24 protein-coding genes and 1 tRNA gene are annotated in these 24,678 nt (G+C 73.7%); 24 read left to right on the top strand and 1 reads right to left on the bottom strand.

Annotated elements, in window-relative coordinates; all coding sequences use genetic code 11:
* Positions 1–6 precede the first annotated feature (6 nt).
* From FHS87_RS01750 to FHS87_RS01635, 24 genes are all read left to right on the top strand, one after another.
* The gene (locus FHS87_RS01750) at positions 7–177 is read left to right on the top strand and encodes a hypothetical protein (RefSeq protein WP_184513163.1); all 171 of its coding nucleotides are present in this window, start codon (positions 7–9) and stop codon (positions 175–177) included.
* A 129-nt stretch (positions 178–306) separates the two neighbouring features.
* Positions 307–861: a dCTP deaminase gene (gene dcd / locus FHS87_RS01745; RefSeq protein ID WP_184513161.1), complete on the top strand. Its 555-nt coding sequence runs from the start codon at positions 307–309 to the stop codon at positions 859–861.
* Between the two features lie 15 nt (positions 862–876).
* Positions 877–2,151 (top strand): UDP-N-acetylglucosamine 1-carboxyvinyltransferase, encoded by a 1,275-nt coding sequence (gene murA / locus FHS87_RS01740; protein ID WP_184513158.1) that lies wholly within the window; start codon positions 877–879, stop codon positions 2,149–2,151.
* Positions 2,152–2,200: 49 nt separating this feature from the next.
* On the top strand, positions 2,201–2,896 hold the full coding sequence (gene hisG, locus FHS87_RS01735; protein ID WP_184513156.1) for an ATP phosphoribosyltransferase: 696 nt from the start codon (positions 2,201–2,203) through the stop codon (positions 2,894–2,896).
* On the top strand, positions 2,893–4,194 hold the full coding sequence (gene hisD / locus FHS87_RS01730; protein WP_184513154.1) for a histidinol dehydrogenase: 1,302 nt from the start codon (positions 2,893–2,895) through the stop codon (positions 4,192–4,194). The genes hisG and hisD overlap by 4 nt, the downstream gene beginning before the upstream one ends.
* Positions 4,195–4,445: 251 nt before the next feature.
* Entirely contained in the window at positions 4,446–4,664 is a 219-nt protein-coding gene (gene infA / locus FHS87_RS01725) for a translation initiation factor IF-1 (protein WP_007003972.1), read from the top strand.
* 58 nt (positions 4,665–4,722) lie between these two features.
* A complete protein-coding gene (locus tag FHS87_RS01720) occupies positions 4,723–5,346 on the top strand; it encodes a Maf family protein (RefSeq protein ID WP_184513152.1) in 624 nt (207 codons plus the stop codon).
* Between the two features lie 5 nt (positions 5,347–5,351).
* Positions 5,352–6,482: a ribonuclease E/G gene (locus FHS87_RS23580; protein WP_184513150.1), complete on the top strand. Its 1,131-nt coding sequence runs from the start codon at positions 5,352–5,354 to the stop codon at positions 6,480–6,482.
* Positions 6,472–6,645 (top strand): DNA gyrase inhibitor YacG, encoded by a 174-nt coding sequence (gene yacG, locus FHS87_RS01710; protein ID WP_184513147.1) that lies wholly within the window; start codon positions 6,472–6,474, stop codon positions 6,643–6,645. Before FHS87_RS23580 ends, yacG begins: the two co-directional genes overlap by 11 nt.
* Before the next feature lie 77 nt (positions 6,646–6,722).
* Positions 6,723–6,798: transfer RNA gene (locus FHS87_RS01705), tRNA-Phe, on the top strand.
* Between the two features lie 153 nt (positions 6,799–6,951).
* Positions 6,952–7,701 (top strand): hypothetical protein, encoded by a 750-nt coding sequence (locus tag FHS87_RS01700; RefSeq protein ID WP_184513145.1) that lies wholly within the window; start codon positions 6,952–6,954, stop codon positions 7,699–7,701.
* A 111-nt stretch (positions 7,702–7,812) separates the two neighbouring features.
* Positions 7,813–9,006 (top strand): inositol-3-phosphate synthase, encoded by a 1,194-nt coding sequence (locus tag FHS87_RS01695; protein WP_221299361.1) that lies wholly within the window; start codon positions 7,813–7,815, stop codon positions 9,004–9,006.
* Entirely contained in the window at positions 9,003–9,920 is a 918-nt protein-coding gene (locus tag FHS87_RS01690) for an HD domain-containing protein (RefSeq protein WP_184513143.1), read from the top strand. Before FHS87_RS01695 ends, FHS87_RS01690 begins: the two co-directional genes overlap by 4 nt.
* Positions 9,917–11,026, top strand: coding sequence for a class I SAM-dependent methyltransferase (locus tag FHS87_RS01685; protein ID WP_184513141.1), 1,110 nt, complete (start codon positions 9,917–9,919; stop codon positions 11,024–11,026). Before FHS87_RS01690 ends, FHS87_RS01685 begins: the two co-directional genes overlap by 4 nt.
* Positions 11,026–12,060, top strand: a complete 1,035-nt coding sequence (locus FHS87_RS01680; RefSeq protein WP_184513139.1) for a Gfo/Idh/MocA family protein — start codon at positions 11,026–11,028, stop codon at positions 12,058–12,060. Before FHS87_RS01685 ends, FHS87_RS01680 begins: the two co-directional genes overlap by 1 nt.
* Positions 12,051–12,902 carry an MBL fold metallo-hydrolase gene (locus FHS87_RS01675; RefSeq protein WP_184513137.1) on the top strand — a complete coding sequence of 284 codons (852 nt, stop codon included), beginning with the start codon at positions 12,051–12,053 and terminating at the stop codon, positions 12,900–12,902. Before FHS87_RS01680 ends, FHS87_RS01675 begins: the two co-directional genes overlap by 10 nt.
* Positions 12,899–14,377 (top strand): YcaO-like family protein, encoded by a 1,479-nt coding sequence (locus FHS87_RS01670; RefSeq protein ID WP_221299359.1) that lies wholly within the window; start codon positions 12,899–12,901, stop codon positions 14,375–14,377. Before FHS87_RS01675 ends, FHS87_RS01670 begins: the two co-directional genes overlap by 4 nt.
* Positions 14,374–15,213 (top strand): sugar phosphate isomerase/epimerase family protein, encoded by an 840-nt coding sequence (locus FHS87_RS01665; RefSeq protein ID WP_184513135.1) that lies wholly within the window; start codon positions 14,374–14,376, stop codon positions 15,211–15,213. Before FHS87_RS01670 ends, FHS87_RS01665 begins: the two co-directional genes overlap by 4 nt.
* Positions 15,210–16,448 carry a glycosyltransferase family 4 protein gene (locus FHS87_RS01660; RefSeq protein WP_184513133.1) on the top strand — a complete coding sequence of 413 codons (1,239 nt, stop codon included), beginning with the start codon at positions 15,210–15,212 and terminating at the stop codon, positions 16,446–16,448. The genes FHS87_RS01665 and FHS87_RS01660 overlap by 4 nt, the downstream gene beginning before the upstream one ends.
* The gene (locus FHS87_RS01655; RefSeq protein ID WP_184513131.1) at positions 16,448–17,182 is read left to right on the top strand and encodes a PIG-L deacetylase family protein; all 735 of its coding nucleotides are present in this window, start codon (positions 16,448–16,450) and stop codon (positions 17,180–17,182) included. The genes FHS87_RS01660 and FHS87_RS01655 overlap by 1 nt, the downstream gene beginning before the upstream one ends.
* A complete protein-coding gene (locus tag FHS87_RS01650; protein ID WP_184513129.1) occupies positions 17,182–17,838 on the top strand; it encodes a uracil-DNA glycosylase in 657 nt (218 codons plus the stop codon). The genes FHS87_RS01655 and FHS87_RS01650 overlap by 1 nt, the downstream gene beginning before the upstream one ends.
* Complete coding sequence (gene galE, locus FHS87_RS01645) at positions 17,835–18,836, top strand: UDP-glucose 4-epimerase GalE (protein ID WP_184513127.1); 1,002 nt, start codon at positions 17,835–17,837, stop codon at positions 18,834–18,836. The genes FHS87_RS01650 and galE overlap by 4 nt, the downstream gene beginning before the upstream one ends.
* A 22-nt stretch (positions 18,837–18,858) precedes the next feature.
* Positions 18,859–20,508: a glucans biosynthesis glucosyltransferase MdoH gene (gene mdoH / locus FHS87_RS01640; RefSeq protein ID WP_184513125.1), complete on the top strand. Its 1,650-nt coding sequence runs from the start codon at positions 18,859–18,861 to the stop codon at positions 20,506–20,508.
* Positions 20,501–21,811, top strand: coding sequence for an MFS transporter (locus FHS87_RS01635; protein WP_184513123.1), 1,311 nt, complete (start codon positions 20,501–20,503; stop codon positions 21,809–21,811). Before mdoH ends, FHS87_RS01635 begins: the two co-directional genes overlap by 8 nt.
* Positions 21,812–21,829: 18 nt before the next feature.
* Here FHS87_RS01635 and FHS87_RS01630 read toward each other — a convergent pair whose 3' ends face one another.
* The gene (locus tag FHS87_RS01630; protein WP_184513121.1) at positions 21,830–24,643 is read right to left on the bottom strand and encodes a PAS domain S-box protein; all 2,814 of its coding nucleotides are present in this window, start codon (positions 24,641–24,643) and stop codon (positions 21,830–21,832) included.
* Positions 24,644–24,678: the final 35 nt, after the last annotated feature.

The raw sequence follows: 24,678 nt of genomic DNA, 5'->3' as shown, positions 1-24,678 counted from the left end.
CCTCCCATGGCCGACGACGCGCCCAGCCCGACCGATCCCCCCCCCCGCTCCGCCTCCTCGGAGCGGGAGAAGCGCCTAGCCGCGGCGCTGCGGGAGAACCTGCGGCGCCGCAAGGCCCAGTCGCGGGAGAGGGCCCGGCCGGAGCCGCCGCCATCCGGGGCCGAGGACCGGAAGTAGGGCTTTCCTACCCGGCCCCGGTTGCTCCCCCGCATCCCAGGGTTTATCCCGCCCCCGCCTTCCCCGGGGCGCCGGCGCCTCCGGGGATGCGCCAGCGCTCCCCCCGGGGCGCGCCAGGGGGACCCCGCCATGCCGATCATGCCCGACCACTGGATCCGCCGCATGGCGGTGGAGCAGGGGATGATCGAGCCCTTCGTCGAGGCCCAGCGCCGGGAGGGGGTGATCTCCTACGGCCTGTCCTCCTACGGCTACGATGCCCGCGCCGCCGGGGAGTTCAAGATCTTCACCAATGTCGACAACGCGGTCGTCGACCCCAAGCGCTTCTCCGAGGACGGCTTCGTCACCCGCACGGGGGAGACCTGCATCGTCCCCCCCAACTCCTTCGTCCTGACCCATACGGTCGAGTATTTCCGCATCCCGCGCGACGTGCTGGTGATCTGCCTGGGCAAGTCCACCTATGCCCGCTGCGGCCTGATCGTGAACGTCACCCCGCTCGAGCCGGAATGGGAAGGGCAGGTGACAATCGAGATCAGCAACACTACCCCTCTGCCCGCCCGCATCTACGCGAATGAGGGCATCTGCCAGTTCCTCTTCCTCAAGGGAGAAGGGGCGCCGGACGTGTCCTATGCCGACCGGGCCGGGAAATACATGCGCCAGCGCGGCGTCGCGCTGCCGCGCCTCTGATAGAGAGTTAAGACGATGGACCGCATCCGCCTCCGCGGCGGCCGCCCGCTCCGCGGCACCATCCCCATCGGGGGGGCGAAGAACGCCGCCCTACCCCTGATGGCCGCCGCCCTGCTGACCGACGGGCCGCTGGTGCTCACCAACGCCCCCGCGCTCGACGACACCCGCACCATGGCGGGGCTGCTGGAGCAGCACGGGCTGACCGTGGCGCACGACCCCGCTGCCCGCACCATGACCCTGGGCGGGGCGGCGACGAACCTCGTCGCGCCCTATGACCTCGTGCGGAAGATGCGGGCCTCCGTCCTCGTCCTCGGCCCGCTCCTGGCCCGCTACGGCCAGGCGAAGGTCTCCCTCCCCGGCGGCTGCGCCATCGGGACGCGGCCCGTGGACCTCCACCTCAAGGGGCTGGAGGCGATGGGGGCGAAGATCGACCTGGACTCCGGCTACATGAACGCCACCGCCCCCGGCGGGCTGAAGGGGGCCAAGGTCTACTTCCCCCAGGTCTCGGTGGGCGCCACCGAGAACCTGCTGATGGCCGCCACCCTCGCCGACGGCATGACCGAGCTGGTGAACGCGGCGCGGGAGCCGGAGATCGACGACCTCGCCCACTGCCTCATCGCCATGGGGGCGAAGATCGAGGGCGTCGGCACGGACCGGCTGCGGATCGAGGGGATGAAGTCGCTGCACGGGGCCACCCACGCCATCGTGCCCGACCGGATCGAGGCCGGGAGCTTCGCCTGCGCCGTCGGCGTCACCGGGGGCGAGGTGCTGCTGGAGGGCGCCCGGATGGAGCATCTGGGCACCGTCGCCCGCGTGCTGCGAGAGGCCGGGGTGGAGCTGGACGAGGTGCCGCCCAACGGCAGGGCGGGCGGCGTGCTGGTGCGCCGCACCTCCGGCCTTCGCGGCGTGGACGTGATGACCGAGCCCTTCCCCGGCTTCGCCACCGACATGCAGGCCCAGTTCATGGCGCTGATGGCGGTGGCCGAGGGGGCCTCCATGATCACGGAGACCATCTTCGAGAACCGCTTCATGCACGTGCCCGAGATGAACCGCATGGGGGCGCGCATCAACGTCCAGGGGCGGTCCGCCATCGTGCGCGGGGTCTCCCGCCTCTCCGGCGCGCCGGTGATGGCGACCGACCTCCGGGCCTCCATCTCCCTCATCCTCGCCGGGCTGGCGGCGGGGGGTGAGACGATCGTGAACCGCGTCTACCACCTCGACCGCGGCTACGAGCGGCTGGAGGCGAAGCTCGCCGCGGTGGGCGCCGACATCGAGCGAATCCCCGGATAGCTCAAGAATCCTTCATCGAAGCGCCGCGAAAGCGGTGCTAGGCTCTCCCATGGACCTGCCGATCACCTCCCCCTTCCTTCCCCGCCCGGCGGGGGCCACCGATCTGATCCTCGCGCTCCCCAAGGGGCGCATCCTGAAGGAGGTCCAGCCCCTCCTGGCCCGCGCCGGGCTGGTGCCGGGAAGCGACTTCCACGACGAGGACAGCCGCCACCTCCGCTTCCCCACCAACCATCCCGGGATGGACGTGGTGCGGGTGCGGCCCTTCGACGTCGCCACCTTCGTCGCCCATGGCGGCGCGCAGATCGGCATCTGCGGCGCCGACGTGCTGATGGAGTTCGACTACCCCGAGATCTACGCCCCGCTGGACCTCGGCGTCGGCCGCTGCCGCGTCAGCGTCGCCGGCCCGGCGGACGACCCGCTGGCGGAGGAGGTCTCCCGCCTCTCGCGCATCACGGTGGCCACCAAGTATCCGGGCATCGCGCGCAGGCACTTCGCGGCCCGCGGGGTGCAGGCGGAGATCGTCCACCTGAACGGCGCGATGGAGCTGGCCCCCTCCCTCGGCCTCGCCCGGGTGATCGTGGACCTCGTCCAGACCGGCTCCACCCTCCGCGCGAACGGGCTGGTCGAGCGCGAGGTGATCGCCGGGGTCACCTCCCGCCTCATCGTCAACCGCACGGCGTTGAAGACCGAGCCCGAGCTGATCGGCGCCTGGCTGGCGCGCTTCCGGGAAGCCCTCTCCGCATGAAACGCCTCGATACACGCGACCCCGGCTTCGAGGCCGCGTTCGTCGCCCTGCTCGACACGGCGCGCGACACCACCGCCCGGGTGGACGGGGTGGTGGCCGGGATCATCGCCCGCATCCGGGCAGAGGGCGACATCGCCCTGCTGGACCTGACCGCCCGCTTCGACCGCTGGCAGCCCGCCAGTGCCGATGCCTTGCGCGTGACGCCAGAGGAGATCGCCGACGCCATCGCCTCCATCGAGCCAGGGCTGATGGAGGCGCTCGACACCGCCGCGACGCGGATCGAGACCTTCCACCGCGCACAGATGCCCGCGGACGTCACCATGCCCGACCCGGCCGGGCTGACCCTCGGGATGCGCTGGAACGCCGTGGACGCCGCCGGCCTCTACGTGCCCGGCGGGAAGGCGGCCTATCCCTCCTCGGTGCTGATGAACGCCATCCCCGCCCGCGTGGCCGGGGTGGAGCGCGTGGCGGTGGCGGTGCCCACCCCCGATGGCGAGATCAACCCGCTGGTCCTGGCCGCCTGCGGCCGCGCGGGGGTGACCGAGGTCTGGCGCATCGGCGGCGCCCAGGCGATCGCGGCGCTCGCCTGGGGGACGGAGAGCATCCCCCCCGTGGACAAGATCACCGGGCCCGGCAACGCCTATGTCGCCGAGGCCAAGCGCCAGGTCTTCGGCCGGGTGGGCATCGATTCGATCGCGGGCCCTTCCGAGGTGGTGGTGCTGGCCGACGGGGACCAGGACCCCGCCCGCGTGGCGATGGACCTCATGGCCCAGGCCGAGCACGACGAGGCCGCCCAGTCGATCCTCATCACGGACAGCCCGGCGCTGGCCGATGCCGTGCCCGGCGCGGTGGAGGCGGCGCTGGCCACCCTGCCCCGCGCCGCCATCGCCGGCGAATCCTGGGCCCGCCACGGCGCCGTCATCCTCGTGCGGGACCTGTCCGAGGGCGCGGCGCTGACGGACCGCCTCGCCCCGGAGCACCTGCAGCTCATGGTGGCCGATCCGCGCGCCCTCTTCGCCCGGATCCGCCATGCCGGGGCCGCCTTCCTCGGCCCCTGGTGCCCCGAGGCGCTGGGGGACTACGTCGCCGGCCCGAACCACGTCCTGCCCACCGGCCGCACCGCGCGTTTCGCCTCGGGCCTCTCGGTCTTCGACTTCCTCAAGCGCACCACCTGGATCGCGGCCGAGGAATCGGGGCTGCGCGCCACCGGCCCCGCCGCCGTGGCCCTCGCCCGCGCCGAGGGGCTGGACGCCCATGCCCGCAGCATCGCCGAGCGGATCGGCTTGAACTCGTTCTGAGCCCCCGCTCCCAGCGAAAGGTGAGGCCCCCGCGCATCGCGGGGCGCCAATCCGCCCGCACATGACCGCTTTCCTTGACCCGTGCGGCCCGGCGCATCATCTTCCGCTTGCTCTGACACACGATGCGCGGACCCCTTGCGGGGCCGCGCCTGTTTGCGTGCCGGGCCGGACGCGCATCCGCGCTGCCCGCTTTCCGCGCCGCCCCTTCATCGAGCGGGGTCGCGGCGCCCCCGCGATGATGAAGGATACGCATGTCGAAGGAAGACATGATCGAGTTCAGCGGCCAGGTGGTGGAACTGCTTCCCAACGCCATGTTCCGCGTGAAGCTGGACAACGAGCACATGGTCCTGGCCCATACCAGCGGGAAGATGCGCAAGAACCGCATCCGCGTGCTGGCCGGGGACCGCGTGAACGTCGAGATGACCCCCTACGACCTCACCAAGGGCCGGATCACCTTCCGCTTCAAGTAGGGCCGCCTCAGGTGACGCCGCTTCGGGAATCGCCCCGCCTCGCCGAGAAGGCCGGCCGGTGAGCGACGCTCCGTCGGACGCCTTTGCCGCGGAGACGGCCCCGGCACGCCCGCCCCTGGTGCTGGCGAGCGCCAGCCCGCGCCGCCTGGACCTCCTAGCCCGGCTGGGCATCCGGCCCGACCGCGTGGACCCCGCCGAGATCGACGAGACGCCGCGCAAGGCGGAGCTTCCGCGCGCCCTCGCCGCGAGGCTCTCGCGCGCCAAGGCCGCGGCCGTCGCCGCCCGCTCCCCCGGCGCCCTGGTGCTGGCCGCCGACACGGTGGTGGGGGTGGGCCGCCGCATCCTCGGCAAGCCCGAAGATGCCGCCGAGGCCCGGCGCTTCCTCGAATTCCTCTCCGGCCGCCGGCACCGCGTGACGACGGGGGTGGCGCTCATCGCGCCCGACGGAACCCTGCGGGCCCGGCTGGTCGAGACGACCCTCGCTTTCCAGCGCCTGACAACGGCCCAGATGGACGACTACGTCGCCTCCGGCGAGTGGGAGGGCAAGGCGGGCGGCTACGCCATCCACCAGCGCGCCGAGGTCTTCGTGCGCTTCCTCTCCGGCAGCCATTCCAACGTGGTGGGCCTGCCCCTCTTCGAGACGGCCCAGCTCCTGCGCGGCGTGGGCTGGCTCACGCCCTGACCTCCGTGGCCGACGCGGCGATCCTCGTTTCCGTCTCTCCCGGGGAGCGCCGCACGGCGCTCTGGCGGGACGGGCGCCTGGAGGCCGCCTTCGTCGAGCGGCCCGCCCGCCCCGACGGGGTGGGGGACATCCATCTCGGCCGCGTCGCCGCCCGCGTTCCCGCCCTCTCCGGCGCGTTTGTGGCGCTGGAGGGCGATGTCAGCGGCTTCCTCCCCGATGCGCAGGGCGGCGAGGGGCTGACCGAGGGCACCCACCTCCCCCTTCGCGTCACCCGCGCGGCGCAGGGCGGCAAGGGACCGCGCCTTTCCGGCACGGGCTTGCCGAAGGACCTGCCGCGGGAGGGCCCGCCCCGCCTTCTTCGCCGCGGCCCCGATGCCGCGCTGCGGCTGGCCGCCGCCCATCCCTCCCTCCCCCTGCTGGCGGACGGCGCGGCCGAGGCGGCCCGCCTGCGCGCGGCGCTCGGCCCGGAGCGCGTGCGCCTGCTGGCCCGGCCCGTTTTCGACGAGGCGGTGGAGACGGCGTTCGACGAGTTGGCCTCCCCGGAAGTGGCCCTGCCCGGCGGCGGGCGGCTCCTCATCCACCCCACCCCGGCCCTGACGGCGATCGACGTGGACACCGGCAGCGCCGCCGGCCGCTCTGCCGGCGCCCATCGCGCGGTGAACGCCGCGGCTCTCGCCGAGGCCGCGCGGCAGATCCGCCTGCGCCACCTTGCCGGGCCGATCCTGCTGGACCTCGCCGGCGGCAGCGCCGCTTCCCGCGCCGCGCTGCTCCCAGCACTGCGCTCCGCCGCGGGGGCCGACCCGCTGCTGCGCGTGGTCGGGCTCACCGGCCTCGGGCTGATGGAGATGGTGCGGACCCGCATCCACCCGCCGCTGCACGAGATCCTCGGCCAGCCCCTGAGCCCGCTGAGTTACGGCCTGGCGGCGCTGCGCCGCGCCGCGCGCGAGGCGGGCTCCCGCCCCGCCGCCCCGCTCGCCCTGCGCGCCCACCCCGCCGTGCTGGCGGCGCTGCGCGGGCTTCCGGGAGCGCTGGAGGACTACGCCGCCGCCGCGGCCCACCCTATCTCCCTCCGTCCCGACCCGGCCCTGGCGCCGGGCGCCGAGGTGATCGAGGAGGCCTCACCCCATGCCAGCTGACCCGAAACCCGTCTGCCCCGTCTGTGGCCGCCCGACCGCCCCCTCCGCCCGCCCCTTCTGCTCGCCGCGCTGCCGGTCCGTCGATCTCGGCCGCTGGCTCGGCGGCACCTATGCCATCCCGGGCGAGCCGGAAACGGAGGAGGAAAACAGCGCGGAAAGATGAATTCATGCCCTGGACAGGTGCCGGGGCATCGTCTATCCCCCGCCTCCTCTGCAGGCGGCGACTGCCGCTTCGCTTGGGCCCAGGTAGCTCAGTTGGTAGAGCATGCGACTGAAAATCGCAGTGTCGGTGGTTCGATTCCGCCCCTGGGCACCATTCCCCCTTCCCTGACGATCAGCACCGAGGCAGCAGCCCCGCTCCGTAAGGCACGCCCGCAAGCGTGAAGCTGCGGGGGCATGCCCGGACCGGCGGATGTGGTAACCGCTGGCCGGGCTGAGTTGCCCGGATGCCGCCCCCGGGGATGCGATCGTGAAAAGCCGCCACCTGCCCTTCCTGCTCCTCGCCGCCAGCCTGGGCGCCGCCCCGGCGGCCGCGGTGGAGCCGGACGACCTCGACCTCTTCCTGCCCAGCACCCTGCAGGACGCATTCGCCGGCCAGCCGGGGGAAGCGGAAGCGCAGCTCGGCCTGCGCTACGACCGCCGTCGCGGGAAGGATGAGCTTCGGATCTTTCCCCAGTATCAGATCAGCCCGGCGGACGGTCTGCTGCTCAATCTCAGCCTTCCCTACACCGTCGGTTCCGGCGAGCGCGCGAACGAGGGCGAGGTGGGGGTTGGCTTCTTCTACAACCTCAACCGCGAGCGGGGCTGGCTGCCGGCCTTCGCCGTCGCCGTGGAGGCCGATACCCCGGTCGGGCCCGGCGATCGGGGCACGCAGGTCCAGGTGACCGGCATCGCCACGCGCAGCATCGACGCGGCCGCGCATCGCCGGCTCCATGTGAATGCGAGCTGGTCGGTTCGCTTCGCTCCTTCCGCCGAGGAGCGGCACCAGCCCTACCGGCTGGTTGCGGGATACAGCCAGCTCCTGAGTCCGCAAACCGCGCTCATCCTCGACTACGTGCGCGAGCGCCAGGAACGAGGCGAGCACGATGCGAACGTCGTGGAACTGGCATTCCGGCATCGCTTGGCAGAACGCGTGACGGTGGGCTTCGGCGCCGGCGCGGGAATAGGGCGCGCTTCGCCGCGCTACCGCCTCCTGTTCAGCGTCGAAGCGGATTTCTGAACCTGCGCCGCACGGGGCACCCCGGAACCGTGCCGCCCCCTCACACCGGTTCGTGATTGGCCGTCCCTCGATCCGCTCCAACTAACAGGGAAACTGCGATGGGATAGGAAGATGCTGGCAACGGGGACTGGGCGTCGGCTCGGCGTAGCGGTTGTGGGTCTGGGTGGCGCGGTCGCCACCACGGCGGTGGCAGGGATCGAGGTCATTCGCCGCGGAGCCAACCGGCTGGAGGGACTCCCGCTCGCCGATGTCTCCGTCCCGGGCATGGCCGACTACCGCGACATGGTCTTCGGCGGCTGGGACCTCGACGCCTCCGACCTTTCGAGCGCCGCCAGCCATCACCGGGTGCTGAACGACACCCAGATCAAGGAGACGCAGGACGCGCTCTCCGCCATCAAGCCCTGGCCGGCAGTGGGCAGCGGCGCCTTCTGCCGCGGCGTGGACGGTGCCAACAAGTTCGAGGCGCCCGGCCATCGCGCGGCAGTGGAGGCGATCGCGGCCGACCTCAAGCGCTTCCGCGAGACGAGCGGCGCCGATGGCATCGTGATGATCAACCTCGCCTCCACCGAGCGCACGCCCGGGGACGATGCCGCGCTCAACTCGCTCGATGCCTTCGAGCGCGCGCTCGACCGCGACGATCCCTCGATCGGCCCGGCCATGCTCTACGCCTATGCGGCGATCGAGAGCGGCGTTCCCTACGGCAACTTCACGCCCTCGCTGGCCGCCGACGCGCCGGCGCTGAAGGAGTTCGCCAAGTCCCGCAACGTCCCCGTCGCCGGCAAGGACGGCAAGACGGGCCAGACCATGATGAAGACCGTGCTCGCCCCCGCGCTGCGCGCCCGCGCGCTGCACGTGGACGGCTGGTTCAGCACGAACATCCTGGGCAACCGCGACGGCGAGGCGCTGCGCGATCCTGGCAGCCTGCAGTCGAAGCTCGACACCAAGGGAAGCGTGCTGGACAGCATCCTCGGCTACCACGTCGAGGATCACCTCGTGGACATCCGCTACTATCGCCCGCGCGGCGACGACAAGGAGGCATGGGACAACATCGACGTCTCCGGCTTCCTCGGCCACAAGATGCAGATCAAGGTGAACTTCCTCTGCAAGGACAGCGTGCTCGCCGCGCCGCTGGCCCTGGAGATCGCGCGCGTGCTGGACCTCGCGCAGCAGCGCGGCGATGGCGGGGTGCAGGAGCAGCTCTCGATCTTCTTCAAGGCGCCGATGGTCGCCAACGGCCACGCGCCGGAGCACGCCTTCCATGTGCAGGAGCGCATGCTGATGGACTGGCTCGGGGCCCCGCAATGAACGACGGGATCGCGCCGGCGGCGGAAGCGCCGCCGGCGCGGATCCTCGGGCTGTTGCGGGAACTGGGCGAGCTGAAGCGCATCCGCTCCGCGGGGCGCGAGGGCTCGATCGCCGACCGCCTCTTCGCCTCCGCCTGGTCCGCCCTCTGTGGCGGGCAGGCGCTGGAGGAGGCGTGGCGCGCCACCACCGCCTCCGCCCTCGCGGCGACGCGCCTGGGCGACATCGACCGCACCGTGCTCGCCGAGGTCGGCGTCACGGGCGGCGAGGCGGAGGCGATCCTCTCGCGCGCCGTGGACGAGGCCGCGGAGGAAGTAGAGCCCGCCCTGCGCGCGGCCCTGCGCGACGCGCCGCGGATACCGGCCGGCACCCCTGCCCCGGACTTCGTCCCGCGGCTCGCGCGGCAGCCCCGCGCGGGCGTTACCTGCCCCGGCCGCCCGCGCCTGCTGCTGGAGCCGCCCGAGAACCATGCCGAGCACTGCCTGATGGTGGCGGTCTACGGCGTACTGCTCTGCCCCTTTTACGGAGCCCGGCCAGAGACCGTCTATCTCGCCTCCCTCGCGCACCACCTGCACAACGCGATCATCCCGGATTCCGGCTTCGCGGGAGAGGTGCTGCTCGGCGAGCATCTGGAGCCCGCCTTCGCCCGGGCGACGGAGAAGGCGCTGCAGGAACTGCCGCCCGCCCTTGCGGATGGGGTTCGGGAAGCGCGCGCGATCCTGCCGGACGCGAGCACGCCGGAAGGCCGCGCCTTCCACGCGGCCGACACGCTGGACCGCGTGCTGCAGATCGAGCAGCATCTGCGCGCGGGGAAGGCCAGCATGTCCTACGTGCTGAACGACATGGCGCTGGTGCATGAGGGGCCGGTAAAGCCCTTCCAGGACCGGCTGCTCGCGGTGGTCGGGCTGGCGGCATGAGGCCGGACACGGCGCATTCGGTGGTGGATTCCGCCGGCCGGCGCTGGCCGGTGATCGACGGCATCGCCTTCGCCCGCGTCTCGCGCCCCGAACTCGCCGCCGAGGCGTTGTCGCGCCTGGATGCGGGCGATGCCGAGGGCGCGCTGGTCCTCCTGCTGGCCGACCAGGACGACTGGTGGCGCGGCCCCACCGCCGACGAGGCCGCGCTGCGCGCCCTCCTGCGGGACCGCGCGCGGCTGAGCCTGCGCGAGGCGATGGCGCATCTCGCCTGGGGGCCGGTGGGCGACTATTTCGCGCATCGCTGGAGCGACCCGACCTTCTTGGCGGGTCTCGCGCTGATGGAGGCGCACTGGACGGCGCCTCGCACCGCCTTCGAACTGGCCTGCGGCATCGGGCAGTATCTCCGCGCCCTTCTCCAGCGTGGCGTGGCGGTGGCGGGGGCGGATGTGGTCTTCGCCAAGCTCTGGGTCGCGCGGCACTGGGTGGCGCCGGAGGCGGAGCTGATCTGCCTCGACGCCGCGGTCACGCCCTGGCCCGTGGCGGAGGACCGGCGCTTCGACCTCGTCGCCTGCCACGACGCTTTCTACTTTCTCGAACCGAAGCGGCCGATCCTCGACCGCCTCCGCCGGATGGCGGGCGCGACCGGCATCCTCACGATCGGCCATGTCCACAACCGCGAATGGCCGAACCTCTCCGCGGGATCGGCCGTGACGGCCGAGGAGCTGTCTGCACTTTTCCCCGATGGCATCGTCTATGACGATGGCGACCTCACCCGCGCCGCGCTGGAGCGTCGTGCGCCGCGCGCCGCAGCGCCGGAAGCGCTGCGCGGGGCCGAGGCCTTCTCCGTCGTCGCCGGGCCGGGCGCAGGGCCAGCGCGCCCCGTGACGGGCGATCTCGCCCTCCCGCCGGAGGGGGCGCCGCTGCGCCGCAACCCGCTCTACCGCTCGGGCGAGATCGCCTGGCCCTCCGAGCGCTACGCGCGGGAATACGGCCCGCGCGCCACCTATCCTGCCCGAGCCACCTGCCCCGAGCGCGCGGTGGCGGGCGCAGCAACGGCCGACTGGGCCATGCGGCGCGAGTTGCTCGACCTGCCGGAGCGCTGGTGATGCCCGAGGCGCCGCTTCCCGCGCGGGGCATCAACTGGGGGATCGTCGGCTATGGCTGGGTGGCGCGCGACTACGCGGCACCGGCCATCCTCGCGGCCGGGCACAGCCTGCACGCCGTCTGCGACCCGACCCCGGCAGCGCAGGCCGCCGCGCGCGCCCTGGCGCCGGCGGCAGCGATCCACGGCGAGTTGGCGCCGCTGCTCGCCGATCCGGCGCTGGACGCGATCTATGTCGCGACGCCCAACCACCTGCACCGCGCGGCTGTGGAGGCCGCCGCGGCGGCGGGCAAGGCCGTGCTCTGCGAGAAGCCCATGGCCGCGACCCTCGCGGACGCCGAAGCCATGGCGGCATCCGTCGCGCGCGGCGGCATCCTCTACGGCACCGCCTTCGACCAGCGCCACCATCCCGCCCATGCCGCCATCCGCGAAGCGGTGTCGGGCGGGCTCATCGGCACCCCCACGGCGATCCGGATTGCCTATGCCTGCTGGCTCGGGCCGGCCTGGAGCGTGACGGGAGAAGGCGACAACTGGCGCGCCGATCCCGCGCGCGCGGGTGGCGGGGCGCTGATGGATCTCGCGCCGCACGGGCTCGATCTCGCGGAGTACCTGCTGGGCGAGCGGATCGAGGAGATCGCCGCCCTCACCCAGCGCCGCGTGCAGGACTACACCGTCGATGACGGCGCGCTGCTGATCGGCCGCACGACGGGCGGCGTGCTCGTGCAACTGCACGTCGCCTACAACTGCCCGGACGCGCTGCCGCGCCGCCGGCTGGAAGTGCTCGGCGCCGCCGGACAGATCCTGGCTGAGAACACGATGGGCCAGGATCCCGGCGGGCGCGTCACGCACACCGACGCCGCCGGGCAATCGCGTCCCCTGCCCGTGCCGGACGAGAACGCCTCCCCCTTCGCCCGGCAGATGGCCGCCTTCGCGCGCGCCCTCTCCACCGGCGACCGCACCACCTTCAGCGCGGAGCGCGACCTGCACACCATGCGCCTTCTCCACCGGGCCTATGCGGAGGACCCCGTATGCCGTTGACGCCCTGGGCCTGCGCGAATTGCGGCTTCTGGCAGAAGCATTTCGAGCCGCGCTCCTGCCCCGTCTGCGACGACACGCGCAACGACCTCCCGCATGACGGCTGGAAGTTCCTGCGGGAGGAGGAGGTGGCGTCCATGCTCACCGGCTCCTGGCGCCGGCTCGACCGCGACATGGTGGCCTTCAACACCTCCCCGCCGCTCGGGCTCAACGGCACGGGATGGCTGCTGCTGCACCCCGACGGCAACCTCGCCTTCGAGGCCGCGCCCTATTACACGCCCGAGATGCTGGAGGAGATCCGGCGCCTCGGCGGCATCCGCTTCCTCGCGGCCTCGCACTGCCACGGCTACGGCGCGCTCTGGCAGCTGCAGGACGTGTTCCAGCCGGAGGTCATGGCCATCCAGAAGGACGACCTACGGATGACCAAGGCCTTCCGCGTCACCTGGCCCTATGACGAGGCGCTGGAGCTTCGCCCGGGCCAGACGCTGATGCATGTGGGCGGCCACTACGAGGGGCAGGCGGTGCTGCACGACGCGAACCGCCGCATCCTCTTCTGCGGGGACGCCTTCAAGGTGGACCAGGACAGCGCCGGGGAGAACCTGGCCGTGTCCACCCATAAGGCCTTCCACAAGGACATCCCGCTCTCGCCCGGCGAGGTGCGGAAGTACCGGGACGTGATCGGCGCCGTGGATTTCGACACGGTCTGCACGCCCTTCGAGCACGCGCCGGGCATCACCACCGAGATCGCGCTGGCGGTGCTGGACGATCAGCTGCGCGGCCCGCCGGGCGTGCGCCACATCCCCATGGAGGAACTCCGCCGCCGCGCGGAGAGGAGGATCGCATGAGTGACGAGCTGCGCGCCGTGGCGGAGGCTTTCCGTGCCACCATGCCGAAGGACTCCCACGTCTCCGTCTTCCGCATCGATCATCTCGACCGCACGGGCGTTCCCGTGGTGCAGGCGAACCTGATCCTGGAGAACGAGCCGGCCACCGTCGGCTACGGCTACGGCTTCACCGAGGTCGAGGCCGAGGTCGGCGCGCTGGGCGAGCTGTGCGAGGAGGTGCATTGCGGCCGCCACGTCGCCGAGGCGCCGCGCGTGACCGGGAGCTTCGTCTCCCTCTCGCGCGACCGCGCGGTGGTGGACCCCCTCACCCTCTGCCTTCCCGCCGGGTCGCACTACACGCCCGAGATGGCGCTGCCCTGGATCGAGGCGCGGCGCTGGCCCTCGGGCGAGCCCGTCCTCGTGCCGCGCGAATGGGTGGCGGCCTATCCCTACCAGCTCGGCGAGAAGCCGCTGCTGATCACGCCCATCACCAACGGCCTCGGCGCCGGCTTCGACCTGGAGCACGCCATCGCCCACGGCATCATGGAGGCGCTGCAGCGCGACGGGAACGTCGTCTCCTACCGCGCGCTGGACCAGGGCGCGGTGGTGGTGCCGGACGAGGTGCCGGACCCGCAGACGCGCGGGCTGCTAGACCACCTGAAATCGCTCGGCATCGACGTGACGGTGAAGCTGGCCGCCACCGATTTCGGCATGGCCAACCTCTACGTCGTCGGCGACGACAGGGGCGAGCCCGTGGCGCCGATCCAGGTGACGGCCTGCGGCGAGGCGGTGAGCCCGGACCGCGAGCGCACGCTCCGCAAGGCCCTGCTGGAGTTCTGCGGATCCCGCGCGCGCAAGGCCGCGACGCACGGCCCCATCCCGCTGCTGCGGGAGAAGCTGCCGCGCGACTACGTGGAGCGCCAGCTCGCCGTGGCCATGCTGGACGAGGAGGAGCAGCGCGCCCTCGACGCCATGGTGGAATGGATGGAGCAGGACGCCGCCTCGCTGCGCGCCCGCCTCTCGGGCAGCGTCTTCGCCGAGCGGAGCCGGCGCAACTTCTCCGACCTGCCGACGGTGCCGGCCTCCGCCGTCGCTTCCTCGAAGGACCGGCTGGCGCTGCTGGTGGAGCGCCTCGCGGCCGAGGAGCTGGAGGTGCTCTACGTCGACTGTTCGCCGCCGGATAAGGCCGTGCGCGTGGTGAAGGTCATCGTCCCCGGGCTGGAGAGCGAGACGATGAGCTATCACCGCATCGGCTGGCGCGGCGTGCGCCGGCTGCGCGACCGTGACGACCCGCTGGTGCTGGACGCGCCGAAGGAGGGGGCGAAGCGCGTGCTCCTGCGCCCGGAGGACGAGGCGCGCGCGGGCGGCCCCGCCTGGTTCGACGCGGCGCTGGCGGACCGCATCGTCGGCCGCCTCTACCCCATGTACCGGGAGACCGGCACCTTCTCCGCCCAGCTCGTCCTCGGGCAGCGCAGCGGGGAGGCTGTGCCGGCATGAGCCTCCGCTACGCCTACAACACCAACGGCGCGGCCAACCACCGCCTGGCCGATGCCGTCGCGATCATCGCCGATGCGGGCTATGACGGCGTGGCGCTGACGCTCGATCACCACCATCTCGACCCCATGGAGGAGGGATGGGAGCGCCGGGCGGAGGCGCTGGCGCGCGATCTCTCGGCCCGCAATCTCGGCTGCGTCATCGAGACGGGGGCGCGCTACCTCCTCGATCCCCGCGCGAAGCACGAGCCCACTCTGCTGACCCCGAGCGCGGAGGGGCGTGATCGCCGCGTGGCCTTCCTCAACCGCGCCACCGATATCGGCGCGATCCTCGGCGCGGAGGCCGTGTCCTTCTGGGCCGGCGTGCCGCGCCCGGGTGTGGAGCGGGAGCAGGCGAAATCCTGGCTGCGCGAGGGCGTGGAGCGCGTGCTGGCCCACGCCGCCGCGCGCGGCGTCACGGCGGCGCTGGAGCCGGAGCCGGGCATGCTGGTGGAGACGGTGGACGACTGGTCCGCGCTGGACCTGCCCGGCCTCACCCTCGCCCTCGATCTCGGCCATCTCCTGGTGACGGGAGAGCGCGAGCCCGCCGCGGCGGTGCGCGAGTTCGCCCCGCATCTCGGCACGGTGGCGATCGAGGACATGGCGCGCGGCACGCATATCCATCTCCCCTTCGGCGAGGGCGACATGGATATCCCGGCCTGCCTCGACGCGCTGGAAGGGATCGACTTCTCCCGCCTCGTCTGCGTCGAGCTGTCGCGCGAGAGCCACCGCGCCGACACGATGATCCCGCAGTCCTTGCAGTGGCTGCGCGCCTGCCGCGCCTCGGCGCAGGCCGCATGAGGGTCCTGTTTCTCTCGCGCCGGTTCTTCCCCGCCATCTCGGGGATGAGCGTCTACGCCATCAACCTGCTGCGCGAGCTCGTGAAGGCGGGCCACGACGTGACGATGGTGAGCCAGTACCGCGGCGATGCCGCCGGCACGAGGGTTTATGGCGGCGGCCCGCCGCCGGAGGTGCCGGGCGTGCGCGTGATCGGCCGCCGCTCCCTCGGCGAGGAAGCCTTCGCCGAGCCGGGCGGCGCGGATTTCGAGCGCGACGTGGACGACATGGTGGAGACCATCCTCGCCGAGCATGCGCGCGAGCCCTTCGACGTGCTGCACGCGCAGTACGGCTATCCCAATGGCTGGTCCGTGCTGCTGGCGGCGCAGAGGATCGGCGTGCCCACCGTCGTCTCCATCCAGGGCGGGGACGGCCACTGGGTCGGCTCCTGCTGCGAGACGCACCGGCAGGCGATGCTGCGCGTGCTGAACCACGCGGACCGCCTGCTGATCGGCTGCGACAGCTTCGCGCAGGAGGTGGTGGACCGCCTCGGCGTCCCGCGGGACCGCTTCACCATCGTCCCCGGGGCGGTGGAGGTGGACCGCTTCCACCCCGCCCCCGGCCGCGAGCCGGGCGAGGCCGCGGATCCCGTGCGCCTCTTCTACCACGGCCGCGTGGACCGCCGGAAAGGCGCGCTCGACTTCCTCGACGCGCTGGCGATGCTGCGCGCGCAGGGCGTGGCCTTCGCGGCCACCATCTCCGGCATCGGGCCGGATCTCGATGCCTGCGTGGCGCGCGACGCGGAGCTGGGCCTGGGCGTGCGCTTCTCCGGCTATGCCGACTACGCCGCCGCCCCGGCGCTCTACCGGGAGCAGGACGTCTTCGTCTCCCCCACCTATGCCGAGGGCTTCTCCAACACCGTGCTGGAGGCGATGGCGAGCGGCCTCGCCACGGTGTCCTGCTACGCCGTGGGCGTGATGGACTGCCTGCGCCATGAGGAGAACGGGCTGCTCTCCCAGCCCGGCGACGTGCCCGCGCTGGCCGAGAACCTGCGCCGCATCGTCACCGACGCCCCGCTGCGCGCGCGCCTTGCCCGCAACGCGCTGGAGGAGTGCCGCCGCACCTATTCCTGGGAAGCCGTTGGACGGCAGATCATGGGCGTGTACGAGGAGGTCCGCGGCACGACGCCGGACACGGGCTTCGATCCCGTCCTGCCGCTGTCCGAGTGCCGCTTCCGCGCGGCGCCGCATCTCCTCTGATGCCGCTCGCCCTCGCCCTCTCCCCGCACCTGGACGACGCGGCCTTCTCCGCGGGCGGGGCGCTGGCGCATATGGCGCGGGAGGGGTGGGAGGTGGTGGTGGCCACGATCTTCACCGCGACCGTCCCCTCCCCCACCGGCTTCGCCCTTGCCTGCCAGACCGACAAGGGATTGCCGCCGGAGGCCGACTACATGGCCATCCGCCGCGCGGAGGACAGGCGCGCCTGCGAGGCGCTGGGCGCGGGGGCGCTGCACCTGCCGCTGCGCGAGGCGCCGCATCGGGGCTATGGCTCCGCCGCGGCCCTCTTCGGTCCCCCACGGTCGGACGACATGGCCCATCTGCACGCGGCGGAGGCCATCGCGCCGCTGCTCCGTGACCTCCGCCCCGAGTTGGTCCTCGCGCCCCAGGCCATCGGCGGGCATGTGGACCACGTGCTGACGGTGCGCGCGATCCAGCTGCTCGACATCCGCCTGCCCCTGCTCTGGTGGCGCGACTTCCCCTACACGATCCGCGCCGACACGCCGCGCCGCCCCTTCGAGGCGATGCTGGCCACCCTTCCCGAGACCGCGCTGCCCACCGAGCCCGAGGCGAAGCACCGGGCCTGCGCCGCCTACACGACCCAGCTCGGCTACCAGTTCGGCGGGCCGGAGGGGCTGGCGCGCATCCTGGCCGCGACGGGCGGGCAGGAGACGGCGCGAGCCCAGGGTGCCGTGCCGCTGACGAGGGCCGCCTGATGCCGCCGCGCGGGCCCCATGCCGGCGCCCTGTCGAACCCGGCGGAACTGGCCGCGCGCCATGCCCTCCTGCAGCGCGCGGCGCACACCGCGCCGATCCGCGCCCTGGCCGAGCGCATTCGCCGCGCCACCGGCCGCCCCGTGCCGGAGCCGGACCCGCTGGATGGCGGGGCCGGGGCGCGGATGCTCCTCCTGCTGGAGACGCCGGGGCCGCGGCTCTCTCACACGGACGCCATCGTCTCCCGCGACAAGCCGGGCGGCACGGGCGCCAATCTCCGCCGCTTCCTCGACACCGCCGGGATCGCGCGGGGGGACACCCTCATCTGGAACGCCGTGCCCTGGATCATCCACGCCCCCGGCGCGCGCAACCGGGCGCCGCGGATGGCGGAACTGCGGGACGGGCTGGCCTGGGTGCCGCCCCTGCTGGACCTGCTGCCGCGCCTCCGCGTCGCCGTGCTGGCCGGGCGCTTCGCCGGCATGGCGGAGGCGCCGATCCGCGCCGCGCGGCCGGGGCTGCCCGTCCTCGCCATGCCGCATCCCAGCCCCACCTATGTCTGCACCAGCCCCGCCGTGCCCGCGCGCATCCTGGCCGCGCTGACGGAGGCGGCGCGCCTCCTCAGCGGCCCGGCGGGGGAACCGAGAGGAGAAGCGGCGTGACCTCCGTCCTCGTCACCGGCGGGGCCGGCTATATCGGCAGCCAGGCCGTGCTCGCGCTGATGGATGCGGGCTTCGCGCCCGTGGTGCTGGACGACCTCTCCACCGGGCTGCGGGAGGCCGTGCCCCCGGGAGTGCCGCTGGTTGTCGGGGATGTGGCCGATGCCGCCCTCGTCGAGCGCGCGCTGCGCGACCACCGCGCCGGGGCCGTGATGCATTTCGCGGCCTCCCTCATCGTGCCGGAGAGCGTGGCGCGGCCGCTCGCCTACTGGCGCAACAACCTCGCCGGCACGCTCGGCCTGCTGGAGGGATGCGTGGCGGCCGGGGTGCGGCGCCTCGTCTTCTCCTCCACCGCCGCCGTCTACGGCATCCCCGAGGTGCTGCCCGTGGCCGAGGACGCGCCCTGCCGACCGATCAACCCCTATGGCGCCAGCAAGCTGGCGGCGGAGCGGCTGATCGGGGACGCCGCCGCGGCGCACGGCCTCTCCTGCGTCGCGCTGCGCTACTTCAACGTGGCCGGCGCCGATCCGCTCGGCCGCACGGGCCGCCGCCGCCCGGGGGCGACGCATCTCATCGCCGTCGCCTGCGACGCGGCGCTCGGGAGGCGCGACGCCGTCACGGTCTTCGGGGACGACTACGACACGCCCGACGGCACGGGGGTGCGCGACTACGTCCATGTCGCCGACCTCGCCACCGCCCATGTCGCCGCGCTGCGCCACCTTCTCGACGGCGGGGGGAGCGCCACGCTCAACTGCGGCTACGGGCGCGGCCACTCCGTCCTCTCCGTGCTGCGGGCGGTGGAGCACGCCGCGGGCCGCCCCGTGCCGCACCGCATCGCCCCGCGCCGCGCCGGGGACCCGCCCGCCGTCATCGCCGTGGCCGACCGCGTGCGGGCGCTGCTCGGCTGGCAGCCCGCGCATGACAGCCTGGACCGCATCGTCGGGGACGCGCTGGCCTGGGAAGGGCGCCTCGCCGCCCCGGCCATGCGCGCCCTCGCGTGAGGCGCCCCGTGAGGGAGCCGGCGTGAGCGTGCGGCAGGAAGCCGCGCGGCGCGCGGCGGGGCGGCGCCGGCGCATCGCCTTCGCCGGGCTGGTCGCCCTGGCGACGATCGGGCTGGTCGCCCTCGGCGTCCATGTGCTGGCCGGCGGGGGGTGGACGGCGGTGGAGGGGCTGCTCCTCCTCTGCTTCCTGCTCAACGCGCCCTGGCTCGGCCTCTCCGCAGCCACGGGGCTGCTCGGCCTCATCATGCGCCTGCGCCCGCCGCCGCCCGAGCCGGCGCCGCGCGGGCGTTCCCTGCCGCGCACGCTGCTCGCCGTCTGCGTGCGGGACGAGGCGATGGACGCGGTGCTCCCGCCCCTCGCGCGGCTGCTGGAGGGGCTGCGGCGCGCGGGCCACGGGGAGCGTTTCGCCATCGGCGTCCTCTCCGACACCGCCGATCCGGCCCTCGCGGCGGCGGAGGAAGCGGCGGTGCGCGCCCTCGCCGCCACCCTGCCGCCCGACGCGCTGCGCTATCGCCGGCGCTCGGAGAACACGGGCTACAAGGCCGGGAACGTGATGGACTTCCTGGACCACCACGCCGCCGGCTTCGAGCTGATGATCCTGCTGGACGCGGATTCCGAGATGACGCCGGAGGCCGTGCTGCGGCTGGTGCGCGCCATGGCCGCCTCCCCGCGCCTCGCCATCCTGCAATCCCCCATCATCGGCCGCGACGCCGCCGCCCCCTTCGGCCGGCTCTTCGGCGCCGCGCACCGGGTGGGCGGGCAGACCTGGACGCTCGGCCAAGCCTGGTGGCAGGGGGATGAGGGGCCGTTCTGGGGCCACAACGCCGCCATCCGCATCGCGCCCTTCCGCGCCCATTGCCGGCTGGACCTTCTGCCCGACGGCTCGCACATCCTCTCGCACGACCATGTCGAGGCCGCGCGGCTGCACGCCGCGGGATGGGGCGTGCGGGTGCTGACCGATCCGGAGGCGGAGGAGGGCTCCTTCGAGGCGCATCCGCCCAACCTCCTCGCCTTCCTCTCGCGCGACCGGCGCTGGGCGGCGGGGAACATGCAGTACCGCCACCTCCTGCGAGACCCCTCGCTCGGCGCGACCGGGCGGTTCCAGATGCTGCAGGCGATCCTGCACTATCTCCTCTCGCCGATCTGGTTCGCCATGCTGCCCCTCGCCGCGCTGAACGCCGCGACGGATGGCGAGGGCACGCCGCGCGGGGCGCTGCTGGCGCTGCTCCTGCTGGGCTACCTCGCGCTGCACCTGCCGCGGCTGGCCGGGCACGCGGCGCTGCTGCTGCAGGGGGCGCCGGAGGGGCGGGCCGCGCATCTCCGCAGCGCCCTGACCTCCAGCCTCTTCATCCTGCTCTTCGAGCCGATCACCGCCTTCCACAACGCGCTCATCATCCTCTCCCACGCGCTCGGCCTCCACGGCCGGGGCTGGCCGGCGCAGCAGCGGGAGGAGCGGCGGCTGGGCTGGGGGGAGGCCGCCTCGCGGCTCTGGCCGCACACGCTGGCGGGCCTCGCGGTGCTCGCCCTGCTGGCCGCCTCCGGCTCGGGCTTCGTCCTGGCGCTCGGCCTGCCGGCGGTGGCGGGGCTGGTGCTCGCCATTCCCTTCTGCGTGCTGACCTCGGTCCCGGATCACGGGACCTCGGTCCCGGACAACGGGCCGGAACGTGGCTGAGGCCGCGCGCCGGGCGGGGCCGCTGATCGGGGCGCCCGGCTGGCGGCTCGCCACCATCTTCACCCTCTACGCCTATCAGGGGCTGGTCGCGGGCTTCGCGCTCACCGCCCTGCCGAACCACTTCGCCTCCCTGGGCGCGACGGCGCAGGCGGTGGGGGCGCATGTGGCGATGGTGGGGCTGCCCTGGATCCTGCAGCCGCTCTGGGGCCCGGTGGTGGACCGCTTCGGCGGCTTCGCCATGGGCCGGCGGCGCTTCTGGGTGATCGCGGGGCTGTGCTCCTCCCTCCTCGCCCTCTCCCGCCTGCTGCTGGTGGAGGACGCCTCGCCCGCCGGGCTGACGGCCATCAGCGCCGTCTTTCTCGTGCAGAGCGCCTTCGCCGCGCTGACCGACACGGCGACGGACGGGATGATCATCGACCACGCTCCTGCCGGCACGCTCGGCACGGCCAATGCCGTGACGCGGATGGGCTTCGTCGGGGGCGGCGCGCTGGGGGCCACGCTCTTCGCCTGGAGCCTGCCGGCCCTCGGGCTGCACAGCTCGGTCCTCATCCTGCTCGCGATCGGCTCCGCCGCCCTCATCCTGCCGCTGCTGGTGCGGGAGGGGCCGGGGGACGCGCGCCTCTCCCTCCGCCTCGCGCCGCGCCCCGCCATCGCCCACGGCTTCGGGCCGCTGATGCGGCGGCTGGCGGAGAGCCTGTCCGGGCGGCGCACGCTCCTCCTCCTCGCCTTCTGCTTCACGACCGACGCCGCCGCGGCGATTTTTCGCCTCCCGCTCAGCGTGGACCTCATCCAGTCCCGGGGATGGGAGGCGGAGGCGCTCTCGCGTTTCCAGGCCGCGGCCGCGCTCGTCACGGGCACGGGCGGCGCGCTGCTCGTTGGATGGTGGACGGACCGCGCGGGGGCCGGCCCGACGCTCGCCGTCCTGCTCGGCCTCTGCGCCCTCTCCCATGCCGGGGCGGCGGTGCTGCTGCTGGTGCCCGACCCCGGATGGGCGGCGCTGGCCGGGCCCGTCGCGCTCGGCCTCTCAACCGTCATGCCCGCGCTGCTCTTCGTGGCGCTCGCCCCCGCGGTGATGCAGGCGAGCCACGGGCCGGCGGCGGCGACGCGCTTCGCCCTCTTCATGGCCTCGCTGAACATGGGCGACGTCACGGGGTCGGCGGTGGCGGGGCAGGCCGCGTCGCTGGTGGGGCTGCCGCTGCTCGGGCTGGGCGCGGGGGCGGTGTTCCTCCTCGCCGCCTCGGTCGCGGCGGCGCTGGTGCCGCGCGCGCCCGGGGATGCCTCCGGCCCGTCGCGCGGCGGCTGACCTCCCGCCGCCCCGGCGTCAGGCGGAGACGCGGGCCTGGCCGAGGATGCCCCTCACGGCGGCGACCAGCTCGCCGGGCGGGACCGGCTTGGTCAGCACCGGCGCGCCGCCATGCCCCGTGGGCGCCTCCCCGTAGCCTGTGGCGAAGAGCATCGGCACGCCCCGCGCGGCGAGCATGTCGGCCAGTGGCGTGACATCCTGGCCCGCGAGGTTCACGTCGAGCACCGCCGCGTCGATCTGCAACGTGCGCCCGGCGAGGACCATCGCCTCGCGCAGGGTCGATGCCGGCCCGAGGACCTGGCACCCCGCCGCGACGAGGGAGTCCGCCGCTTCCAGCGCCACCAGCACCTCGTCCTCCACCAGCAGCACCTGGGTGCCGCGCAGCGCGCCGCCGGGCGAGGCGGGGCCGGGGGCGGAGGCCGGGGGCGGGGCGGCGGAGGGGCCGAGATCCGCGATGCAGCCGCCCCCCATGCGCATCCGCACGACGAGGCCCTCCGCATCCCAGTCCCGCTCGATCGTGCCGTGGAGCTGGTGGCGCAGCGTGATCTCGATCAGCCGCGACCCGAAGCCCCGGCGCTGCGGGGGCGCCGCGAGGGGCGGCCCGCCGGACTCGGTCCAGACCATGGCGATGCCGGGCACCAGCTCCCCCGGAAGGGCCTCCACCCGCCAGCGCAGGGTGATCCTTCCCCCCGGGCGGGAGAGCGCGCCGTACTTCGCCGAGTTCGTCACCAGCTCGTGCAGCACCATCGACAGGGGCTGCACGCTGTCCGGCTTCAGCACCACGGCGGGCCCCTCCAGCACGGCCCCGCCCGCCCTGTGCGCCCCCAGCTCCTCCTCGGCCAACTCTTGGAGCGAGACGCCCTCCCAGCGGTCGCGGGCGAGGAGGCTGTGGGCGCGCGCCATGGCGGAGATTCGCCCCTCGATGGCGCGGGCGAACTCCTTCGGGTCCTCCTTCGGGGAGAGCTGCACGAGGGAGCGGACCACGGCCATCACGTTGCGGGCGCGATGGTCGATCTCGCGCATCAGCAGCCGCTGCTGCTGGTCCGCCGCGCGGCGCTCGCGAAGGTCGCGCAGGATAACGGAGAGGCCGATCACCCGCCCGTCCTCCGTCATCGTGCGGGTGACGGTGATGGCGACGGGGATGCGCTCGCCGTTCCTGGCCACGCGCAGCGCTTCGTGGTCGCGGATCGTCTCCCCCGACATGGCGCGGCGGTAGAGGGGCGCGCCCGCCTCGTCGGGCGGGAGGAGCATGTCCGCCCGCTCCCCCACCGCCTCGGCCGCCGTGTAGCCGAACAGCGCCTCCGCCCCGCCGTTCCAGGTCAGGATGCGCCCCTCCTCCCCGGAGAGGCTGACGATGGCGTCGGCCGCGGAGTTCACCACCGCGGCCAGCCGGGCGTTCACCTCCTCGCCCAGCCGCTGCTCCGTGACGTCCTGCATGAGGGCGACGGCGCGCAGTGGCGTCACTCCCTCCCAGTCGGAGACGGAGGCGAAGACGCGCAGCCACAGCACCGTCCCGTCCCCCCTGATGACGCGGTGCTCGGAGGTGCTGCGCCCGGCGGCGACGAGCGCGGTCAGCCTTCCCCGGTCGGCGGTGGAATCGGTGGGCAGCAGGTGGTGGAACAGGTCGGAGCCGACCAGCGCTTCCTCCCCGCGCCCGAGCATCTCGCAGAGGCGCCCGTTGACGCGCTCGATCCGGAAGTGCGGGAGGTCGAACCCGACGACGCCCACCGCCGCCGTCTCGAAGATGGCGCGGAACTCGGCCTCGCTCTCGCGCAGCGAGCGCTCCCGCGCCTCGGCGGCCTCGGCCATGGCGTTGAAGGCGGCGGCGAGGCGGCCGAACTCGGAGCCGCCCCCCTCGTCCGGCGGCAGCCTGGCCGCGGTGTCGCCCGCGCGCCAGCGCGCCGCGGCCGCGAGGAGCCGGTCCACGGGGTCGCGCACGAGGCGGCGGGCGCCGAGCACGGTCAAGCCGATGGCGAGCAGGGTGGTGGCGAGCAGCACCAGCGCCCCGCCCCTCTGCACCCAGAGCGCCTCGTCGAGCATGGAGGCGTCGTCGAAGCCGAGGGCGACGAGATGCGTGCCCGTCACCTCCGCCGGAATATAGGCGAAGCTGCGGTGGACGCCGTCCGCGCCCATGCCCTCCTCCACCCCCGCGGAGCGGCGGCCGAGGAAGTTGCGAACCGCGCCCGCGGCCGGCTTGCCCACCTCCTCGGCGCCCTCCGGCCGGGCCGCCAGCACCGTGCCCTCGCTGTCGACGATGGAGAGCAGCGTGTTCGGGGGTAGCGGGATGCGGGCGATCTGCCGCCCGAGCCAGTCGAGCCCGACCGCGGCATGGACCACCCCCGCCATCCGGCCCTCGTTGTCGTAGAAGGGCTGGGCGAAGTGGAAGCTGCTCTGCCCCGAGGCCCGGCCCAGGACGAAGCCGCCGACGACGAACCCCCTCTCCCTCACCGCCGCGCGGAAGTACTCGCGGTCGGCGATGTTGTTGCCCCGGGCGCCGGGCTGGGCGGAGCAGACGACCTCCCCGTCCAGCGTCGCGGTCGCCAGCAGGACGTAGCGGGGGAAGTCCCCCATGATGCGCCGGAAGAAGGCCTGGCACTCCGCCTCGTCCAGGGCCCGCACGACGCGCAGGTTGCCGAGCGAGGTCAGGAGCTGCCGCGCCCCGTCCGCGAGCTGGCGATGGTCGGCGGCGACGAGGCGGGCGAGGCGAAGCGCGTCTTCCCGCGCCGCCGCCTCCTGCGCCCGCCCGGCCTCGCGCGCCCCCCAAACCAGCACGGCGAGCGCGGGGATGAGGGCGAGGCCGACCAGGGAGAGCAGGCGGAACAGCAGGGACATGAAGTCGTATCCGAGGTGAGGCCGGCCATCGCCGA

The organism is Muricoccus pecuniae (assembly GCF_014199205.1).
Taxonomy (GTDB): Bacteria; Pseudomonadota; Alphaproteobacteria; order Acetobacterales; family Acetobacteraceae; genus Roseomonas; species Roseomonas pecuniae.
Note: the sequence above shows the minus strand (reverse complement) of the source record. Positions and strands in the feature narration are given on the sequence as shown.

Excerpts from the sequence above, each read along its gene's own strand:
- FHS87_RS01750 (WP_184513163.1), top strand. The coding sequence starts at position 7 with ATGGCCGACGACGCGCCCAGCCCGACCGATCCCCCCCCCCGCTCCGCC.
- dcd (WP_184513161.1), top strand. The coding sequence starts at position 307 with ATGCCGATCATGCCCGACCACTGGATCCGCCGCATGGCGGTGGAGCAG.
- murA (WP_184513158.1), top strand. The coding sequence starts at position 877 with ATGGACCGCATCCGCCTCCGCGGCGGCCGCCCGCTCCGCGGCACCATC.
- hisG (WP_184513156.1), top strand. The coding sequence starts at position 2,201 with ATGGACCTGCCGATCACCTCCCCCTTCCTTCCCCGCCCGGCGGGGGCC.
- hisD (WP_184513154.1), top strand. The coding sequence starts at position 2,893 with ATGAAACGCCTCGATACACGCGACCCCGGCTTCGAGGCCGCGTTCGTC.
- infA (WP_007003972.1), top strand. The coding sequence starts at position 4,446 with ATGTCGAAGGAAGACATGATCGAGTTCAGCGGCCAGGTGGTGGAACTG.
- yacG (WP_184513147.1), top strand. The coding sequence starts at position 6,472 with ATGCCAGCTGACCCGAAACCCGTCTGCCCCGTCTGTGGCCGCCCGACC.
- FHS87_RS01695 (WP_221299361.1), top strand. The coding sequence starts at position 7,813 with ATGCTGGCAACGGGGACTGGGCGTCGGCTCGGCGTAGCGGTTGTGGGT.
- FHS87_RS01690 (WP_184513143.1), top strand. The coding sequence starts at position 9,003 with ATGAACGACGGGATCGCGCCGGCGGCGGAAGCGCCGCCGGCGCGGATC.
- FHS87_RS01685 (WP_184513141.1), top strand. The coding sequence starts at position 9,917 with ATGAGGCCGGACACGGCGCATTCGGTGGTGGATTCCGCCGGCCGGCGC.
- FHS87_RS01680 (WP_184513139.1), top strand. The coding sequence starts at position 11,026 with ATGCCCGAGGCGCCGCTTCCCGCGCGGGGCATCAACTGGGGGATCGTC.
- FHS87_RS01675 (WP_184513137.1), top strand. The coding sequence starts at position 12,051 with ATGCCGTTGACGCCCTGGGCCTGCGCGAATTGCGGCTTCTGGCAGAAG.
- FHS87_RS01670 (WP_221299359.1), top strand. The coding sequence starts at position 12,899 with ATGAGTGACGAGCTGCGCGCCGTGGCGGAGGCTTTCCGTGCCACCATG.
- FHS87_RS01665 (WP_184513135.1), top strand. The coding sequence starts at position 14,374 with ATGAGCCTCCGCTACGCCTACAACACCAACGGCGCGGCCAACCACCGC.
- FHS87_RS01660 (WP_184513133.1), top strand. The coding sequence starts at position 15,210 with ATGAGGGTCCTGTTTCTCTCGCGCCGGTTCTTCCCCGCCATCTCGGGG.
- FHS87_RS01655 (WP_184513131.1), top strand. The coding sequence starts at position 16,448 with ATGCCGCTCGCCCTCGCCCTCTCCCCGCACCTGGACGACGCGGCCTTC.
- FHS87_RS01650 (WP_184513129.1), top strand. The coding sequence starts at position 17,182 with ATGCCGCCGCGCGGGCCCCATGCCGGCGCCCTGTCGAACCCGGCGGAA.
- FHS87_RS01630 (WP_184513121.1), bottom strand. The coding sequence starts at position 24,643 with ATGTCCCTGCTGTTCCGCCTGCTCTCCCTGGTCGGCCTCGCCCTCATC.